Genomic DNA, 18,559 nt, shown 5'->3' with positions numbered 1-18,559 from the left:
CGGCGACCCTGGGAGGGCGCGGTACGGGCCGCGGCCGGGGACGGACCGGGCAGGAGAGCACAGGTGGGGCGACCCCCAGGAGTGACCGGCGGGCGGCGGGACGACGCGGGCCGCGGGCCGTACGGGGGTGCCCGGCGGTTCCTCCGGGCGCTGCCGCCGCTGATGATCGTCGGCGGTGTCTTCTTCGACGTCCTGACGCCCGCCCGGTACAGCGCGGCGCCGATGTTCTCCGCCGCCCCGCTGATCGCGGCCCCGTTCTTCTCCACCCTGACGACGCTGCTCACCGGGATCGCCGCCGTGCTGGCCTCGGTCGGGCTGCACGTCTACAACGGGACCGCGGGCGAGATCTCGTCGTTCACCGAGTTCCTGACCGTGTTCACGGTCTCCGCGCTGGCCCTGCTGATCAACCGGGTGGTCCGCCGCAGCGGCGAGCGGCTCGCCTCGGCGCGGGTCATCGCGGAGGCCGCGCAGAAGGCGGTGCTGCCGACGCCGGCCGAGCGGATCGGCGGGCTGCAGTGCGCGGCGCGGTACGAGGCGGCGCAGGCGGACGCGTTCATCGGCGGCGACCTGTTCGCCGTCCAGGACACGCCCTACGGGGTGCGGCTCGTGACCGGCGACGTCCGCGGCAAGGGCATGGACGCGGTCGAGGCCGTCGCCGTCGTCATCGGGGCGTTCCGGGAGGCGGCCGAGCAGGAGCGGACGCTGGAGGGCGTGGCGCGGCGGCTCGAACGCGCCCTCGCCCGGGAGGGCACCCGCCGGCACGGTCTCGACGCCTTCGAGGGGTTCACCACGGCCGTCCTCGCCGAGATCCCGCGCGGGGACGGCGGCGGTACCTTCGACGGTTTCGTACGGGTCGTCAACCGCGGGCACCCGCCTCCGCTGATGCTGCACGCCGACGGGCACCTCGACATGCTGGAGCCGGGCGAGGCGGCGCTGCCGCTCGGCATGGGCGATCTGGCGTCGTGGCCGGACCGGGCCGAGGCGCGGCCGTACCCGCCGGGCGCGACGCTGCTCTTCTACACCGACGGCCTCTCGGAGGCGCGGAACGCCGAGGGGGTCTTCTACGACCCGGCCGAGCGGCTGGCGGGGCGGATCTTCCCGGGGCCCGAGGAGCTGCTGGACGCGCTCGTGGACGACGTGCGGCTGCACACCGGGGGCGGGTCGACGGACGACATGGCGCTGCTCGCCGTGAGCCGTCCGGCGACGGGTCAGCCGGAGCGGCGCCGGACGATGCCGGTGGTGCCGCCGGGCGGGCGCTGACCGCCCGGTGGGGACCTGTCACCGGCCGTAGTCGAGGGGTGTCGCTGCGATAACAATTGACACAACGTCAGATCGCGGAGGTTTGGGCCTTCCTCGCTGAACGGGGGTCAACTCGGACGATTCCCTCCCAATTCAATGAATGATCAAGAGGAACGGCTTGGAATCGGGAGCCCGTGTCTATTAACGTTCGATAACGCAGCGCGGTCGTCCCAGCCGTCGCAAGAGACGGCACCGTGCGCACGCGCCGAATCCTGAAAAGGAACCGGGGAACCACCACTTGGGGTGAATCGGGCCTTCGCACCTGTGCGACGTGCCCGTAGGAGACCTTCCTGCTCCGAACCCGTCAGCTAACCCGGTAGGCGAGAAGGAAGGAAAGGAGCGCGCCTTCGTGGCGTCCAACACTCCCGCACCCGAAGCCCCCTTCGACGCCTTCGGTGGTGGTGCGGGTCCCGCCGCCCCGGACACCGAGTGGAACCCCACCGAGGGATCCCTCCGCTCCGGCGGTCGCCACCGGGTCGTCAAGCAGCGCTCCAACTTCGCGCGTTCCTCCACCGTCCTCGGCGTCGGCGTGATCGCGGCCGTCGGTGCCGGCGGCCTCGCCACCGCGCAGGAGAAGCCCCCGGTCGCCATATCGCTCCCGGACCTCCCCGACCTCCACCTGCCGGACGCCCACGACCTCCCCGGCGTCGGCGACCTCCTCCCCGAGCAGGCCACCGAGACGGTCAGCGCGGACCGCGCCAACCCGAACCCGCTCACCGTCGCCTCGTACGCCACCGCCGAGGACCAGGGCACGCAGGCTCCGCGGATGCAGCAGGCCGGCCTGGTCACCCAGGGCGGCTCGGCCGCCCAGGCCGCGCCCGGCGCCGGCGACGCGGGCGAGGCCCTGCGCGCCCGCATCCTCCAGCAGGCCGAACAGCAGCAGGCCTCCGCCGACGCCGCCGACAAGGCCGCCGCGGAGAAGGCGGCGGCGGAGAAGGCCGCCGCCGAGGCGAAGGCCAAGGCCGACGCCGCGGAGAAGGCGGAAGCCGAGGCCAAGGCGAAGGCCGAGGCGGAGGCCAAGGCCAAGGCGGAAGCGGAGGCCAGGGCGAAGGCAGAGGCCGCGGCCGAGGCCGAGCGCCTCGCCAAGCTGGCCGCGAGCTACTCGCTGCCGCTCTCCTCCTACAGCCTCAGCGCCACCTACATGCAGTCCGGTTCGATGTGGTCCTCCGGCTACCACACCGGCCTCGACTTCGCCGCCCCCACCGGCACCCCCCTCAAGGCGGTCCACGGCGGCACGATCAAGTCGGCCGGCTGGTCCGGCTCGTACGGCTACCGGGTCGTCCTGGAGCTCTCCGACGGCACCGAGATCTGGTACGCCCACATGTCCTCGATGACGGTCTCCGCCGGTCAGACGGTGGGCACCGGCGAGACGATCGGCCGCGTCGGCGCCACCGGCAACGTCACCGGCGCCCACCTCCACATGGAGGTCCACACGCCCGGCGGCTCTGGCCTCGACCCGGCGGAGTGGCTGCGCTCCAAGGGCCTCAGCCTCTGACCCGGCGGCCCGCCCCCGCGGGATGACGGAATAGGCCCGGCGGCGCGGACGGTTGTCCCCACCATGACGACCCTCCGCCCGCTGGGCAGCTCCGACCTGCACGTCTTCCCGCTCGCCCTGGGCGGCAACGTCTTCGGCTGGACCGCCGACGAGGACCAGTCCTTCGCGGTCCTCGACGCCTACACCGCCGCCGGCGGCAACTTCGTCGACTCCGCCGACGTCTACTCGGCCTGGGCCGAGGGCAACCGCGGAGGCGAGTCCGAGACCGTCATCGGCCGCTGGCTCGCCGACCGAGGCAACCGCGCCGACGTCGTCGTCGCCACCAAGGTCGGCGCCCACCCCCACTTCAAGGGACTCTCCGCGCCCACCGTCAAGGCGGCCGCGGAGGCGTCGCTGCGGCGCCTCGGCACCGACTACATCGACCTGTACTACACGCACTTCGACGACGAGTCCGTCCCCGTCGAGGAGATCGTCACCGCCCTCGACCAGCTGGTGAAGGCCGGCACCGTGCGGGCCGTCGCCGCCTCCAACATCTCCCCGGAGCGGCTGCGCGCCTCCCTGGACTTCGCCGAGTCCGAGGGCCTCACCCGCTACGTGGCCCTCCAGCCGCACTACAACCTGGTCTCCCGCGACACCTACGAGGGCCCGCTCCTGGAGACCGTCGAGCGGGCCGGGCTCTCCGCCGTCCCGTACTACGGCCTCGCCGCCGGCTTCCTCACCGGCAAGTACCGCCCCGGCACCACCGTCGACAGCGCCCGGGCGGCCGGCGCCGGCGGGCACCTCGACACCGAGCGGGGCCGGGCCGTGCTCTCCGCGCTCGACACGGTCGCCGAGGCGCACGGCGCCGAACTCGCCACCGTCGCCCTCGCCTGGCTCGCCTCCCGCCCGACCGTCGCGTCGCCGATCGCCTCGGCCCGCACCGTCGAGCAGGTCCCGGCGCTGGTCGCGGCGGCGGAGCTCACCCTCACGACCGAGGAACTGGCCCTCCTGACCGAGGCCTCGGGCGTCTGACCGCACCGGGAGCGGGCGCACCACCGCCGAACCGGCCCGGCCCGCTCCCGTCCCGCCGCCGCCCGGGGGAGCCGGTCAGCTGCGGTACGGGTTGAAGCCGTCGTAGTCCAGGTACTGCGGCGGCGCCCACACCTGGCCCGTCGCCCGGGCCGCGTACGTGAGGGCGGGGGAGGCCACCGCCCGGCGCTGCCACAGGTGGTGCAGCAGCTCCTGCTCCCGGGCCGGGAAGTCGGGCCCGGCCGTGCCGCGCCGGGCCCGGTCCCGCAGGAACGCCAGGGTCGTCGCGAAGGACTCGTACTCGCCGACGGCGCGCGCGGCCGGCTGCCCGTACGTCCGGGCGGCGAAGGAGCGGGCCAGCTGGCGGGCGCGCATCGAGGACAGCGCGAGCGGCTCGGCGGGGGACAGCCAGCCCGCCGCCGCGTACGCCGGGAGCACGCCGGATATCGTGCGCAGCTCGCGCTGCCGGCTCCAGACCGCGAGCCAGGTCAGCAGCCCGAAGGCCGGGACCATGAGCGCCCCGTACACCGCGTAGAAGGCCAGCGGGCCGCCGAAGGTGGCCGAGCCGTTCCAGGCGGCGTGCAGGCCCATCGCGAGCAGCAGTCCGGCGAGCGGCAGCAGCACCCGGCGGGGGCGCTTGCCGCGGGGGGCGAGGGCGGCGAAGCCGAAGCCGATGCCGGTGAGCACGGTGAAGAGGGGATGCGCGAACGGCGACATGACGACCCGGACGAAGAAGGTGGCGGCGGTCACCGAGCCGATGCCGGTGGAGCCGAACTCCTGGTCCTCGCCGAAGGCGTTCCCCAGGTAGAGGATGTTCTCGGTGAAGGCGAAGCCGGTGGCCGTGAAACCGGCGATCACGACGCCGTCGACCAGTCCGCCGAAGTGCCTCCGCCGGAAGAGGAACAGCAGCAGGATCGCGGCGGCCTTCGCGGTCTCCTCCACGACGGGCGCGACGACGGTCGCGCCGAGGGTGTCCGCCGAGGTGGGATCGGCGGTGGCGGTCGCTATCCAGCGGACCGCGAAGGAGTTCGCCAGGATCGCGACCAGCGCGGCGGCGAAGGCGCCCCAGGCGAACGCGAAGAGCAGGTTCTTCCAGGGTCCCGGTTCGACCCGGTCGAGCCAGCGGAACGCCGCCATCAGCAGCGGTACGGGGAGCACGGCGAGGCCCAGGCCGACGAGGAAGCCCTCGGTGCCGGTCTGTTCGCGGACCAGCCCGAGGATGAACAGGGCGCAGATCGCGAGCACCGTGACGAGGGCGACGGCCCGGACCACCCGGCTGCGCCAGAAGTCCCGGCGGGGCCGGTAGCGCCACTGGGACCGGTCGGCGGCGGCCGGGAAGGCCGGCTCCTCGGTGTCCCGGTGGGGGACGGGAGCGGCGCCGGCGTCGGTGGGGGCGGTGAAGGACACGTGAGCGACCCTAACGACCTTCACCGACAGCCGGGAAAGGGTTAAGCGCCGAGTGGTGCGTTCCCGGCCGCCCGCCCGGCCGCCCCGGAGCGCGGGACGGCGCTCCCGCGGGTCCGTGGGCCGCCGCTACGGGCACGGCACCTGCGTCACGGCAGCCGCGTCACGGACCCCGCGGCACGGCCCCTGCGGGTCACGGCACCTGCGTCACGTCCGCCGCGTCACTCCCCGCGGGTCACTTCCTGCGGAAGAGGAGGTCGTTCACCACGTGGCCCTTGTCGAGCCCCTGCCCCTCGAAGCGGGTGAGCGGCCGGAAGTCGGGCCGGGGTGCGAAGCCGCCGTCCGCCCGGGTGTTCTCGAAGTCGGGGTGCGCCGAGAGCACCTCCAGCATCTGCTCGGCGTACGACTCCCAGTCGGTGGCGCAGTGCAGCACGCCGCCGGGCTTGAGCCGGGTCGCCAGGAGGCTCAGGAACTCGGGCTGGATGAGCCGCCGCTTGTGGTGGCGGGCCTTGGGCCAGGGGTCGGGGAAGTACACGCGGCAGCCGTCGAGGGAGTCCGCGGCGAGCATCTCGCGGAGCAGGATGATCGCGTCGCCGTTGGCGACCCGCACGTTGTCCAGGCCGTTCCGGTCGGCGAGGCCGAGGAGGTTGCCCTGGCCGGGGGTGTGGACGTCGACGGCGAGGATCCCGGTGCCCGGGTCGGCGGCGGCCATCTGGGCGGTCGCCTCGCCCATGCCGAAGCCGATCTCCAGGACGACCGGCAGCCCGCCGAACATCTCGCCGAGGTCCAGGACCTCCTTGCCGTCGATGTCGAGACCCCAGTCGGGCCACCGCTTCAGCAGGGCCTCCGCCTGGCCGGCGGTGACCCGGCTGCGCCGCGGCTGGAAGCTGCGGATGCGCCGCTCGTGGTGCGACCCGGCGGGATCGGGCAGGGGGCCCTCGCCGGCCGCGAACCGCTGACTGCCGCGCTGCGTGACGGGCCGTACGGACTCGGCGGGGGCGTCGGCGGGACGCGCGATGTTCTCTGGCTGCTCAGACACAATGCGCCAATCCTAAGGCGCCGGTCCCCGGCCGGCGGGCCCGCCGGGTCCGTCCGGGGCGGGCCCCGTGGACCCGCGCGGGACGGCCGGTGTCCCGCGCGCGGCCCCTACAGCAGGGCCAGTGCGCGCTTCGCGACCTCGCGGCCGATCGGCAGCGACGCCGTCGCCGCGGGCGAGGGAGCGTTCAGCACGTGGACCGTCCGCGCCGCCTCCCGGATCAGGAAGTCGTCGACCAGCGTCCCGTCCCGCAGCACCGCCTGCGCCCGCACCCCGGCGTCCGCCGGTCGCAGGTCCGCCTCCGAGACCACCGGCAGCAGCCGCCGCACCGCCTCGGTGAAGGCCCGCTTCGAGACCGACCGCCGCAGCTCCCCCGCCCCGTACCGCCAGTGCGCGCGGGCGATGGCCCAGGAGCCGGGCCACGCGAGCGTGCCGGCCAGCTCGCGCGGGCGGACGACCGACCAGTCGTACCCCTCGCGGGCGAGCGCCGGGACCGCGTTCGGCCCGATGTGGACGCCGCCGTCGATCCCCCGCGTCAGGTGCACCCCGAGGAACGGGAAGGCGGGGTCCGGCACCGGGTAGACCAGGCCCCGCACGAGCGAGGGGTCCCGGAGCTCGTAGTACTCGCCGCGGAAGGGCACGATCCGCATGCCCGGGTCGTCGCCCGCGAGCAGCGCGATCCGGTCGCAGTGCAGCCCGGCGCAGTTGACCAGGACCCGGGCCCGCACCACCCGGCCGTCCGCCGTCCGCACGGCGACCCCCCAGGGCCGCCGGTCGATGACGGTGACCTCCGCCCCGTACAGGATCCGGGCCCCCGAGGACTCGGCGAGCCGCCGGGACACCGCCCCGTAGTCGCAGATGCCGGTCGTGCCGACGTGGATCGCGGCGAGGCCCCGGACCCGGGGCTCGTACTCGCTGATCTGGGCCGGGCCGAGCTCGCGCACCGGGATGCCGTTCTCCCTGCCGCGCTGCACGAGCGCGTGCAGCCGGGGCAGCTCCTCGCGCGCGGTCGCGACGACGAGCTTGCCCGTCACCTCGTGCGGAATGTCCCACTCCGCGCAGAACTTGACCATCTCGGCCGCGCCCTCGACCGCGAACCGGGCCTTGAGCGACCCCGGCCGGTAGTAGATCCCGCTGTGGATCACCCCGCTGTTGCGCCCGGTCTGGTGGCTCGCGAGCGCGTGCTCCTTCTCCAGCACCGTGACCCTGGTGCCGGGAGCGGCGCGCGTCAGGGCGTACGCCGTCGACAGACCGACGATCCCACCGCCGATCACCAGCACGTCGCAGTCAAACACCAGCGCCACCTCCCACCCCCGATAGTGCACTGGCCCACTGACAATCCCGTGAAACCTCGCACGGCGGCACGAGACGCAGGTCACGCCCCGCGCCCCGGGGACGGCGGGCCGCGGACCCGCCCCCCACGCGGATGCGGCGAGCGACGGTCCCGCCCCCCACGCGGGTGCGGCGAGCGACGGTCCCGCCCCTCACGCGGGTGCGACGAGCAGCGGCCTGGCGCGTTCCCGCAGTTCCATCACCCGGGGCTCGTCCCCGTACGGTTCGAGCCGGTGCAGCAGATCCCGCACGTACTCGGTCGTCCGCGCCGACGAGATCCGCCCCGCCACCTCCACCGCGCGCGTGCCCGCCGCGCAGGCCGCGTCGAGATTGCCCGACTCCAGCTCGGCGACGGCGGAGACCACGAGCCGCAGGCCGTGCGAGCGGACGAACTCCTCCGTCGGCCGCGAGAGCGCCTGCTCGGTGAAGCGCCGCACCTCGCGCGGCGCCTTCAGGTCGCTGTAGCACTCGGCGGCGTCGGCGCAGAACCGGTCGTAGGAGTAGAAGCCCAGCCAGCTGGGGTCGCCGTCGCCCTCGCGGGAGCGCTCCAGCCAGCCCTCGGCGGACTTCAGCGCGGCCGCCGCGGCGACCCCGTCGCCGGCCTTCGCGTGCGCGCGTGCCTCGACGAGCCGGAAGAAGGACATGGTCCGGGCGGTGGCGAGCCCCCGGTTCCGCTCCAGGGCGGCCTGGGCGAGGTCGACGCCCTCGTCGGCGAAGCCCCGGTAGGTGGCCTGGAGGGACATGGAGGCGAGGACGTAGCCGCCGAGGGGCACGTCGGCGGCGGCGCGGGCGAGCCGCAGGGCCTGGATGTAGTACCGCTGGGCGGCCTCCTGCTGCCCGGTGTCGAAGGCCATCCAGCCGGCGAGCCGGGTGAGCTCGGCCGTGGCGCCGAAGAGGGCCCGGCCGACCTCGTCGGAGTACGAGGCGAGCAGCAGCGGCGCCGCGTCCACCCGTAAGCACTCGGGGACCATGGACGAGCGCCAGTCCCCGCCGCCGTACTTCGAGTCCCAGCGGCGCGCGTCCTCGGCGGCCTCGCGGAGCTTGGCGACGTCGCTGTGGCCCACGCGCACGTGCTCGCCGGCGGCCGGGCCGCCCGCCGCCCCCGGCGCGCCCGCCCCGCCCGCGAGCCCCACGCCCGGCGGGCGCGGTGCCTCGCGCTCCACGGACGGGTCGGCCGGGGTGATCAGCCAGCGGGACGTGGGCGTGGCGTACGCGCTGACCGCGAAGGAGCCCGCGAGCGACTGCCAGATCCCGCCGCCGGCCCGGCGCCCGGCGAGATCCAGCCGGTACAGGTCGGTGGCGGAGCGCACCGCCTCGCCCACGTCGCGCGGGAAGGCGAGGCCCACCTCGGGCGCGGGGTCGGCGTCGGCGAGCCCGATCTCGTGCAGCGGCACGGGCCGGCCGAGCTTCTGTCCGATCGCGGCGGCGATCAGATGCGGCGCGGCGCCCTGCGGCACCATGCCCTTGGACACCCACCGGGCGACCGAGGTCTTGTCGTACCGAAGCGTCAGTCCCCGCTGCGCACCGAGGTCGTTGACGCGCCGGGCCAGCCCGGCGTTGCTGATTCCCGCGAGGGCGAGAACCGTGCCGAGCTTTTCGTTCGGCCCGCGTTGCTCCCTGGACATGACGCCACCCCTCGACAACCCAGACGGCCGCCACGACGCCGGGCATAGGCGTGCGGCATTCGTAAACACAGCGTAGTTCGCCGCATCCCTACCGTTAAGGGGCGGTGTTCCGTATGGCGAGATTGTTGTGTGAAAGACCGACAGGCGGGCCGGGATGCCCGGCTCGTGCTCCCGCCGTGTGGCCGTGCGCCCGGCCGTGCGCTCTCTCGGCCCGGCCGGGGGAGCGCTTCCATGAGGAGTGCGTGGGTCGGCCCGCTCGGCCGGGAAAGTGTCCCGGACCAGTGGGCTGGGGGATACCGCCGCCCCATTCCCCGCGGGCGGCGGACGGCCCCGGGAGGCGGGAGCGCCTCCCGGGCTGCCGGTGGCCGGTGTGCCGCCTCGTGCGTGGGCAGACGCCCCGGACGCCTCCCGGCCCCCCACCGGAGGGGCGATATTTGGCCGAATGACGCCGGTGTCCAACTGGCCCATGCCAGGGGCGCATTCGGCTTTCGCGCGCGTGCACCCGGACCCCGCCCCGTGCGCCGTTGTCGTGGCAGCATGTCTCCCACCGAAACGGATGCGGAGGCGCCGATGCGATGGCTGGTGGGCTGGAGCAGTGTCGCCGCGGGCTTCGCAACGACGACCGGACCCCGGGCGGGGTCGGTGAGCGGCTCGTACGGCGGCAACGGCTCCGGACCTGGCGCCCCCCACGGTTACGGAGGCCGGACGTCCGCCACCGAGGGGCGCACGGTGCAACCGGTGGGCGCACAGCTCCTCTGGGGCGACCCCGATCCGCTCTGGGCGGTCGGCGACTGGCGGCCCGACGAGGTGCGCGTCATCGCCGTCGACGACCACACCCGCCTCGCCGTCCTCGGCTGCTGCGCCGCGAGCGACGAGGAGCTGAGACTCGGCCTGCTCACCGCGCGCGGCGGCGCGCTGCGCCACCTCACCGCCTGGCCCGGCAGCTACACCGCGGTCGTCAAGGCCGGCCGCCGGGTCACCGTCACCGGCGACCTCGCGGGCGCCCGGCCGGTCTTCCACACCCCGTGGGACGGCGGCACCGCCTTCGCCACCGCCGCCCTCCCGCTCGCCGACCTGGTGGAGGCCCAGCTCGACATCGGCCACCTCGCCGCCCTGCTCGCCTGCCCCGAGACCCCGGAGGCGCTCCGCGACACCACCCCGTACGAGGGCGTCCGGCGGGTACCGCCCGGCCACGCGCTGATCCTCCGGGAGGGCTCGCGCGAGATCACCGGCTACGAGCAGGTCGCCTCGCTCGCGGTCGCCGCGGCCGAGACCGACCCCCGGCAGGCCGTCGAAGGGGTCAGAGAGGCCCTGGTCGAGGCCGTCCGCGCCCGGCTCACCGCCCCGCGGCACGCCCCCGAGGCCCCGCTGCCCGACCCGGGCCCGGTGCCCGGCATGGGGCCCGCCGACCGGCGCGCGGCCCGGGGCGCGGGACCGGCGCCCGGCATCGGGGCCGACCTGTCCGGCGGCAGCGCCTCCGGCACGCTCGCCCTCCTCGCCGCGGGCCTCCCCGGGGTGCCGGGCACGATCACCGGACACGGCACGGGCGCGGGGGAGCGGCTCCTCGCCGTCACCTTCAACGACCTGGCCACGCGCGCGGGTTCCGGCCGGGAGGACGAGCTGAAGCGGGCCGGGGCGATCGCGGCCGACCCGCGCCTGCACCACGTCGTCGTCGCGGGCGGCGAGGAGGCACTGCCGTACGCCGTGCTGGACGGGCCGCTCACCGACGAGCCGGGGCCCTCGCTCGTGACGGCCGAACGGCACCGGAGACGGCTCGCGGGCGGCAGCGCCGACCACTTCACCGGCATGGGCGCCAAGCAGGTCCTCGACGCGCACCCGGCCCGCCTCGCCGACCTCCTGATGGACCGCAGGCGGCGCTCCCTGGTGCGCCCGGTCACGGCACTCGCGAAGGCCTCGGGGCCGACGGCGGGCTCGCTCCTGGTGCCGCTCACGGTGTACCGGGCGGCGCGGAAGCTCGCCCGCACCCCGTACCGGACCGGCCTGGAGGCCGCCGCCCAGCGGGTGCTGGAGGCGAACCGCACGGCCTCGGACGGGTTCGGCCCCCTGGAGGCCTCCCTCTCGGCGCTCGCCTGGTCCCGGCCGGGACCCGCGGCGCGCTGGCTGACGGGGGAGGCACTGGCCGAGGTATCGGTTCGGCTGAACCGGGCGGCGACCCTGCCGGCGTCGGTCCAGCGCCCGGGCGAGGCACGCGCGCGTGCCGCGCTCGCGCGGGCGGCGGCCGACCACCGGGTCCTGGAGCAGGCCGCGGAGATCCGCGGCCAGCGCCTGCACGCCCCCTTCCTCGACAACCAGGTCGTCCGGGCCTGCCGCGCCCTCCCGGAATCGCTCCGGGTCCAGCCCGACGCCCGGGCCAACGTCCTGCGCGCGGTCCTCTCCGGCGCCGGCATCCACGACCTCCCCGCCGGCTGGGGCGCCCCCCACCCGGCGGTCCCGGCCGGCGCCACGCGCGCGGGCCTGCGCGCCGCGCTGCCCGACCTGATCGCCCTCTTCGACGCGCCGCTGCTCGCCGACGCGGGGCTGATCGAGGCCCGCGTGGTCCGCGAGGCCCTCCGCTCGGCGGCCGACGGCGCCTCCGTCCCCCTGGACGGCCTCGCCGACCTCGTCTCCACCGAACTCTGGCTCCGCCGCCTCATGGCCCGGCGGGGCTCCTGCTGGACCAGCACCACCGAACCCCGCGCCCACCGCGCGGTCCAGGGCCCCCTGGTCCCGGCGTCGAGGTCCCTCCCGGCGTGAAGCCCGCCCGCCGGGCGAAACGTCCCAGCACGCTCGTTCGAGTGAACGACTCCCGTAGCGCAGCGGGGTCCCGTCCTAAGCTGGGAGCGTCGCACCGAGCGAAGGAGGTCCAGCATGGCGATGCCGCTGCCGGTCCCGGAAGACGCGTTCTCCGAGGGCATGCCCGACCGCGAGGGTGCGACTGTTGAGGAGACCTTCGAGCTGTTCAGTGCGGCTGCCCCCAAGGGCTGGCGCGTGGAGCTGATCGAAGGGGAGATCCACGTGGTACCTCCGGCCAACGGAGAGCATGAGGAGATCGTCTCGGAGCTGAATGGTCAGGTCCGAGATCATGACAAGGGCGTCGGGCGCTACACGGGCATCGGCCTCAGCCTGCCCGGGACCACCGACGCGGTCAGAGTCATCCCCGATCTCGTCATCGCCCCCAAAGGCAGCTTCGACGACCAGCAGGAGTGGCACGCACCCGACCCGGTCCTGCTCGTCGCCGAGGTGACCTCCTCGTCCACCGCGCGCCGCGACCGGGTCCAGAAGATCCGGGCCTACGCGCGCGGGTGCATCCCGCTCTACCTGCTGATCGACCGTGAGGCGGGTGAAGCCGTCGTGTGCTCCGAGCCCTCCGGGGACGACTACGGGCACAAGTCCATCCACAAGCTGGGGACGGTCGTCGCCCTGCCCCACCCCCTCGGCTTCGACCTGGACACCTCCGCCTTCTGACGCCCGGACCCCGGAGGGCGCACCGGGGTAAACCCCGAGGCGTACGCCGGTGCCACCGGACACAATGAGCCGGTGCGGTATCTCATCCTCGGCACCACCGAGGCCCTCGACCCCCGTGGCCGCAGCCTCCCCGTCGGCGGTGCCAGGCTGCGCGCGCTGCTCGCCGCGCTGGCGCTGCGCGGCGGACGGGCCGCCTCCCTCACCGAGCTCGCCGACGACGTGTACGGGGACGCCCCGCCGCAGGACGCCCCCGCCGCCCTCCAGGCCCTCGTCGGCCGGCTCCGCCGGACCATCGGCGGCGACGCCGTCGCCTCCACCCCCGGACCCGGCTACCGGCTCGTCGCCGCCCCCGAGGACATCGACCTGTACGTCTTCGAGCGCCAGGTCCAGGACGCGGCCGCCCACCTCGACGCCGGCGACCCCGAGCAGGCCGCCGTCCTCCTCCGCCGGGCCCTCGGCCTCTTCCGGGGTCCCGCCCTCGCCGACCTGCCCGGCCCGGCCGGCGTCCGCCCCGAGGCCCAGCGGCTCGCGGCCCTGCGCCGGCGCGTCGAGGCCGACCTGCGCAGGGGCGCCACCGACGGGCTCGTACCGGAACTGACCGAGCTCACCGCCACGTACCCGTACGACGAGGCGTTCCGCGCCCATCTCATCCGGGCCCTGCGGGCCGAGGGGCGGCACGCCGACGCACTCGCGGCCTTCGAGTCGGCCCGCCGAACCCTCGCCGACGGCCTCGGCGCCGACCCCGGCCCCGAACTCGCCGCCCTCCACCGGGAACTCCTCGCGGCGCCGGACGGTCCGGACCGCGCCGGCGGCTCCTGGGCTCCGCCGCCCGCCGGGCCCCGGCAGGCCGGGCCGCCCGACGGGCGGCGGGGCACCGGCACCGCACCGGAGACCCGTCCCGCGCCCGCGGTGCCGGGCCGCCCGCACCCCGGCACGGGAGCGGCCCCCGACGTCCGCCCCGCCCCCGCCGCGCACCCCACTCCCGCCACTCTGGCCGCGCAACCCGCCCCCGCGCCGGTCTCCGGCAACATCCGGCCCCGCCTCACCTCCTTCGTCGGCCGCGAGCCCGAGCTGGCCGCCCTCCGCGCGGATCTGGAGCAGGCCCGGCTCGTCACGCTGACCGGCCCCGGCGGCTCGGGGAAGACCCGGCTCGCGGAGGAGGCCGCCCGTCGCGCCTGCGCCCCGCCCGCGGCCCCCGACACCTCCTCCGAGAGCCCAGGCACCCCTTCCGGTACCGACGGGTCCGCGCCGGAGCACCACACCCCCGGCGCCGGAACCCCGGCCCCCGATCCCCTCGCCCCCGCCGCCTGGATCGCCGAACTCGCACCGCTCGACGACCCCGAGGCCGTCCCCGGCGCCGTCCTCTCCGCGCTCGGGCTCCGCGAGGTCACCCTGATCACCCGCGAGGGCACGACCCTCCAGGACGATCCCGCGGCCCGGCTGGTCGAGCACCTCGCCCGCGGCCCGTTCCTCCTCGTCCTCGACAACTGCGAGCACGTGATCGACGCGGCCGCGGCCCTCGCCGAGACCCTCCTCACCGGCTGCCCGCAGCTCCGCGTCATCGCCACCAGCCGCGAACCCCTCGGCGTCCCGGGGGAGTCGGTCCGGCCCCTCGAACCCCTGCCGCCGGACCCCGCGCACCGCCTCTTCGCCGAGCGGGCCCGCGCCGTCCGCCCCGACGTCGACCTCAGCCGGGACGGCGGCGCGGCCGTCGACGAGATCTGCCGGCGGCTCGACGGCCTGCCCCTCGCGATCGAACTGGCCGCCGCCCGCCTCCGGCTCCTCACCCCGCGCCAGATCGCCGACCGCCTCGACGACCGCTTCCGGCTCCTCACCTCCGGCTCCCGCACGGTCCTGCCCCGCCAGCAGACCCTCCGCGCCGTCGTCGACTGGTCCTGGGACCTGCTCGACCCCGGCGAGCGCACCCTGCTCCGCCAGGTCTCGGTCTTCGCGGGCGGCTGGGACCTCGCGGCGGCGGAGGCCCTCTGCCCGCGCGCCGCGGACCCGCTCGGCGCCCTCGTCGACAAGTCCCTGGTGGTCGCCACCCCCGCCGAGGGCGGCGAGATGCGCTACCGGCTCCTGGAGACCATCCACGAGTACGCGAGCGAGCGCGCCGCCGAGACCCCGGAGCTCCTCGCCGCCGCCGAGGCCGCCCACACCGCCCACTTCACGGCCCTCGCCGAGGAGGCCGAGCCGAAGCTCCGCTCGGCCGAGCAACTGCCGTGGATCGAGCGGATCGAGCGGGACCTGGACAACATCCGCGCCGCCCTGCACCGCACCGTCGGCACCGTCCCGAAGCCGCCCGCCCCGGCCGCGGAGGGCGGCCCGCCGCCGGACGAGACCGCCGCCCACCGCCTGGTCTTCGCCATGGGCTGGTTCTGGTGGCTGCGCAACTACCGGCCCGAGGGCCTGACCTGGGTCGAGCGCACGGTCGCGCTCGGCGACGACCCGGACGACCCCGGCGACCCCCGCTACTGGCCGCGGATGCGGCTGCGCATGCTGCACTTCTTCCTGGAGGTCGAGAGCCGCACGCTGCGGGACTTCCAGGAACCGGAGTCGCTCGCGCTCGCCCGCCGCGTGCGGTCGGCGTTCGGTGAGCCGCCCGGCCCCGAGGGCGCCCGGTTTCCCGGCCTGCTCTGGCCGTTCACCGCGTACCTCACCGAGGAACCGGCCGTGGTCCTCGCGCTCCTCGACGAGGCCGTCGCCAACTGCAGGCGTCACGGCGGTGACTGGGAGGTCGGCGTCAGCCTCATGTTCCGTACGCACATGGTCGTCGACATGCCCGGCGGCATGCCCGGCATCGACGAGGACCTGGCCGAGCTCCGCGTCCTCGCCCGGCGGGTCGGCGACCGCTGGATGGGGGCCCAGATCGCGAGCGCGGTGGGCGAGGCCCACATGCTGCGCGGCCGCACCGAGGAGGCCGGGGAGGCGTACGAGGAGGCCCTTCGGCTGGCCCGCGAGGTCGGCGCGCACGCCGAGTCCCCGTTCCTCCTCGCCCGCCGGGCCGAACTCGCCTATCAGAAAGGGGACATGGAGGCCGCGGAGCAGGGGCTCGACGAGGCCGCCCAGGAGGCGGAGCGCTACCGGGTGCGGGACACCGGCGTGTTCGTCTGCTTCCTGCGGGCCGGCGTGGCCCTGTACCGCGGTGAGGTCGCGGAGGCCCGCGCCCACCTGGAGGAGGCGGGCCACACGATCGCGACCGGAGCGCCCCCACCGCACTTCGAGGCGGCGTTCGTGGGGCTGTCCGCGCGCGTCGAGGCGGGCGAGGGGCGGTCGTCCGCCGTCGCCACGGCCGTGCGAGCGCTGCGCGGCGCGCGGGACGCGCAGCGCTCGGAGTTCTTCGTCGCGGGTCTGGGGGAGTGCCTCGGCGTCGTCCTGTCCGCGACGGGTGAAGCCGCCCTGGCGGTCACCGTCATGACGGCCGTCGAGGGCTGGCGCGCCGAGACCCCCCGCTCGGTCCCCGGCCTGAAGGACCTCCGGGAGGTGACCGACCGGGCGCTCACGGCGCTGGGGCCTTCGGGTGTCGCCGCCGCCCGCGCGGCGGGCGAGGGCCTAGGGGTCGACGAGGTCCTCGCCCTCGCGGAGACCGTCGCCCCACGGCCCGGACCGGACGGATCGGGACCGGACGGATCGCCGTGGGACGGGACCGTCAGGAGCAGCTGATCCGGGACTGCGCCCAGTCGGCGACCACGGCCCGCCCGAACGGCGTGTGCTCCTCCACCACCAGGCGGATCGTGCGGCGGCCCGAGATGTCGACGTGCACCGGGACCGGCGGGTCGCCGGCCCGGACCACGTCGGAGCGCCAGAGCCGCCGCTCGTCCCCGTACACGGCGAAGCGGACGCCGCCGAAGCCGACGAGGGCGCTCAGGTCGTCCACGCCGGCGATCGCGTCGTAGCCGGTGCACTGCCGGTTGAGGTGGATCAGCAGGGACGAGGGCGCGTGCACGCTCACCCCGTACGCGTACGGGGTCCCGCCGATGGACAGGTCGCGGCGCGGCCACAGCCAGCTGCTGCCGGAGAGGTCGACCTCGGGTTCGGTGCCGTCGCCGAGGACCCCGTAGTCCAGTTCGTCGACCCGGTAGACCCGCGGCGGGGCGGGCGTCGGCGTCGGCGTGGCCGAGGGCTTCTGCGGCCGGGGCGTGGGCGTGGGCTTCGGGCTGGGGCGGGGCTTCGGCGGCGGGGGCGTCGGCGCGGGCGTCGGCTTCGCGGCCGGCGGCCTCGGCGCGGGCTTCGCGGACGGGGTCGGCGCGGGCGGCGTGGGGGCGGGCGCCGGCGGCTCGGACGTCACGGGCGGGGGCGGCGGCACGGGCTCGGGCGTCGGCTTCGGCGGCGGCGCGGGGTCCGCCGGTACGACGGGGGTGACGACGGGCTGGGTGGCCCGGGGCGCGGCCACGGGCTGCGGGTCCCCGGCCATGGCCCAGACGAGGCCGGCGGCCGCGGCGACGGCCACGGCGGCCGCGATGCCGGCCTTCGCGGGCGCGCCGAGCCCCTCGGCGGCGGCGCCGGAGGCCGCGCCCCCGGAGGCCGCACCCGCGGAGGAGCCGGTGGCGGCGGCAGCGGCTCCGGCCGCGCCCGCGCCGACGGCGCCGCCGGCGACGATGCCGGCGGCCTTGAGGGAGTACCCGGCGGCGAACCAGCCGATGACGGCGACGGGGAGCAGGGCGGGGATCCCGGCGTTGACGTGGGCCAGTTCGCCGGCGGCGAGCCGGCACTTGGCGCACTCGTCCAGGTGCTTGCGCAGTCCGCGTTCGGCCCGCATCCGCAGGCCGCCGCGGGCGTAGGCGCCGAGCCGGTCGGCGTACCGGGCGCAGTCGCCGCCGGCCGTGAGGGACTGGCTGACGTGGGCCTGGAGGTAGGCCTGCTTGAGGCCTTCGCGGGCGCGGCTGGCGAGGACGGCGGTGGCGTTGGCGGTCAGGCCGAAGAGGGGGGCGACCTCGCTGGGGGACTCCTCCTCGACGGTGGTGTGCCACAGCACGGCCTGCCAGCGCTCGGGCAGGGACCGGAAGGCCTGCAGGGCGAGCGACTGCTCGGCCTCGTGCATGGCCCGTACGTCCGCGCCGAGGTCGAGGCCCGCCCCGAAGGACGCGGTCTGGTCGGAGACCTCGGAGGAGCGGGCGGCCTCGGCGGCGAACACCGCGAAGTCCTCGACGAGGTGTTCCCGCTTCTGCGTCTTCGTCCAGTTCGCGGCGACGCGGCGGACGGTGGTCATCAGGTAGGCGCGCACGGCCTGTTCGGGCCCGGCTCCGCCGCGGACCGCCTGCAGGGTGCGGGCGAAGACCTCGGCGGTGAGGTCGTCGGCGGTGTGCGCGTCCCGGCAGCAGGTCCTGGCGTAACGGCGGACGGCGTCGGAGTGGCGGCGGAAGAGCTCCTCGTACGCGGAGTCGTCGCCCTCCCGCATGAGCCGGACGAGGTCGGAGTCGGAGGGCGGGAGTTCGCGGGGCGGCGGGAGGACGGTGTCGTGCTCGTACGCGTGCTCGTCCTCGGCGGCGGGCGGCTCGGACCGGGCGCCTGCCCCCGGAACGGGACCTCCGGCGGCCGGCCGGCCGGAGGTCATGCCCTCGCGCTGCTGCGGGACGCTGGCGTCGAGCGGTACGACCGGGCCCGCGGCGGGCGACCCCGGCGGGCCCGTCGGGGCGGTGGCGGCTCCCGGCCCGACCGGGTCCGCGGCGCCGGAGAGTCCGCCCGGTCCGCCCTGGTTCGGCACCTGCCGGGAGGGCGCGTCCCCCGCCTCGGCGGGGCCGCCCAGCGGCTCGTCCCGACTGTCACCGCTCATCGCGGAAGCCCCCGTACGCACGCTCGGACCCGAACACCGGGAAAGCCTGCCACAGAGCGCGGGCGCCCCGAGGCGCCGCGGCCACTTACCACTCGTCCGGGGCGACTTCGGGTATCCGGGCG

Annotated in this window: 11 protein-coding genes and 1 riboswitch; of the genes, 6 read left to right on the top strand and 5 right to left on the bottom strand. The window is 75.9% G+C overall.

Annotated elements, in window-relative coordinates; genetic code table 11:
• Window positions 1–63 precede the first annotated feature (63 nt).
• The 3 genes from ACY0MR_RS17435 (at window position 64) to ACY0MR_RS17425 (ending at window position 3,805) form a co-directional block, all read left to right on the top strand.
• Window positions 64–1,260, top strand: a complete 1,197-nt coding sequence (locus tag ACY0MR_RS17435; protein WP_388801142.1) for a PP2C family protein-serine/threonine phosphatase — start codon at window positions 64–66, stop codon at window positions 1,258–1,260.
• A 232-nt stretch (window positions 1,261–1,492) separates the two neighbouring features.
• Window positions 1,493–1,637, top strand: a riboswitch (cyclic di-AMP (ydaO/yuaA leader).
• Between the two features lie 11 nt (window positions 1,638–1,648).
• Window positions 1,649–2,794 carry a M23 family metallopeptidase gene (locus tag ACY0MR_RS17430; protein ID WP_388801145.1) on the top strand — a complete coding sequence of 382 codons (1,146 nt, stop codon included), beginning with the start codon at window positions 1,649–1,651 and terminating at the stop codon, window positions 2,792–2,794.
• Window positions 2,795–2,857: 63 nt separating this feature from the next.
• Window positions 2,858–3,805, top strand: coding sequence for an aldo/keto reductase (locus tag ACY0MR_RS17425; protein ID WP_473561502.1), 948 nt, complete (start codon window positions 2,858–2,860; stop codon window positions 3,803–3,805).
• Window positions 3,806–3,880: 75 nt separating this feature from the next.
• Here the strand turns inward: ACY0MR_RS17425 and ACY0MR_RS17420 are convergent, their stop codons facing one another.
• The 4 genes from ACY0MR_RS17420 to ACY0MR_RS17405 form a co-directional block, all read right to left on the bottom strand.
• Window positions 3,881–5,209: a PrsW family intramembrane metalloprotease gene (locus ACY0MR_RS17420; RefSeq protein WP_473561500.1), complete on the bottom strand. Its 1,329-nt coding sequence runs from the start codon at window positions 5,207–5,209 to the stop codon at window positions 3,881–3,883.
• A 232-nt stretch (window positions 5,210–5,441) separates the two neighbouring features.
• Entirely contained in the window at window positions 5,442–6,245 is an 804-nt protein-coding gene (gene trmB / locus ACY0MR_RS17415; RefSeq protein ID WP_388801154.1) for a tRNA (guanosine(46)-N7)-methyltransferase TrmB, read from the bottom strand.
• A 107-nt stretch (window positions 6,246–6,352) separates the two neighbouring features.
• On the bottom strand, window positions 6,353–7,537 hold the full coding sequence (gene lhgO / locus ACY0MR_RS17410; protein WP_388801157.1) for an L-2-hydroxyglutarate oxidase: 1,185 nt from the start codon (window positions 7,535–7,537) through the stop codon (window positions 6,353–6,355).
• Window positions 7,538–7,726: 189 nt separating this feature from the next.
• A complete protein-coding gene (locus ACY0MR_RS17405) occupies window positions 7,727–9,199 on the bottom strand; it encodes an MFS transporter (protein WP_473561497.1) in 1,473 nt (490 codons plus the stop codon).
• Window positions 9,200–9,769: 570 nt separating this feature from the next.
• Here ACY0MR_RS17405 and ACY0MR_RS17400 point away from each other — a divergent pair.
• The 3 genes from ACY0MR_RS17400 to ACY0MR_RS17390 all read left to right on the top strand — a co-directional run bounded on the left by ACY0MR_RS17400 (window position 9,770) and on the right by ACY0MR_RS17390 (window position 16,327).
• The gene (locus ACY0MR_RS17400) at window positions 9,770–11,953 is read left to right on the top strand and encodes an asparagine synthase-related protein (RefSeq protein ID WP_392866920.1); all 2,184 of its coding nucleotides are present in this window, start codon (window positions 9,770–9,772) and stop codon (window positions 11,951–11,953) included.
• A 120-nt stretch (window positions 11,954–12,073) separates the two neighbouring features.
• The gene (locus ACY0MR_RS17395) at window positions 12,074–12,664 is read left to right on the top strand and encodes a Uma2 family endonuclease (RefSeq protein WP_473561822.1); all 591 of its coding nucleotides are present in this window, start codon (window positions 12,074–12,076) and stop codon (window positions 12,662–12,664) included.
• Window positions 12,665–12,736: 72 nt separating this feature from the next.
• A complete protein-coding gene (locus tag ACY0MR_RS17390; protein WP_473561496.1) occupies window positions 12,737–16,327 on the top strand; it encodes an AfsR/SARP family transcriptional regulator in 3,591 nt (1,196 codons plus the stop codon).
• Here ACY0MR_RS17390 and ACY0MR_RS17385 read toward each other — a convergent pair.
• Complete coding sequence (locus tag ACY0MR_RS17385) at window positions 16,314–18,437, bottom strand: sigma-70 family RNA polymerase sigma factor (RefSeq protein ID WP_473561494.1); 2,124 nt, start codon at window positions 18,435–18,437, stop codon at window positions 16,314–16,316. The genes ACY0MR_RS17390 and ACY0MR_RS17385 overlap by 14 nt on opposite strands.
• Window positions 18,438–18,559 lie beyond the last annotated feature (122 nt).

Source organism: Streptomyces sp. JN8 (assembly GCF_055808075.1).
This window is presented reverse-complemented; position numbering and strand designations above follow the sequence as displayed.

Coding starts and splice junctions, on each gene's coding strand:
- ACY0MR_RS17425 (WP_473561502.1), top strand. CDS start 2,858: ATGACGACCCTCCGCCCGCTGGGCAGCTCCGACCTGCACGTCTTCCCG.
- ACY0MR_RS17405 (WP_473561497.1), bottom strand. CDS start 9,199: ATGTCCAGGGAGCAACGCGGGCCGAACGAAAAGCTCGGCACGGTTCTC.
- ACY0MR_RS17400 (WP_392866920.1), top strand. CDS start 9,770: ATGCGATGGCTGGTGGGCTGGAGCAGTGTCGCCGCGGGCTTCGCAACG.
- ACY0MR_RS17395 (WP_473561822.1), top strand. CDS start 12,074: ATGCCGCTGCCGGTCCCGGAAGACGCGTTCTCCGAGGGCATGCCCGAC.
- ACY0MR_RS17385 (WP_473561494.1), bottom strand. CDS start 18,437: ATGAGCGGTGACAGTCGGGACGAGCCGCTGGGCGGCCCCGCCGAGGCG.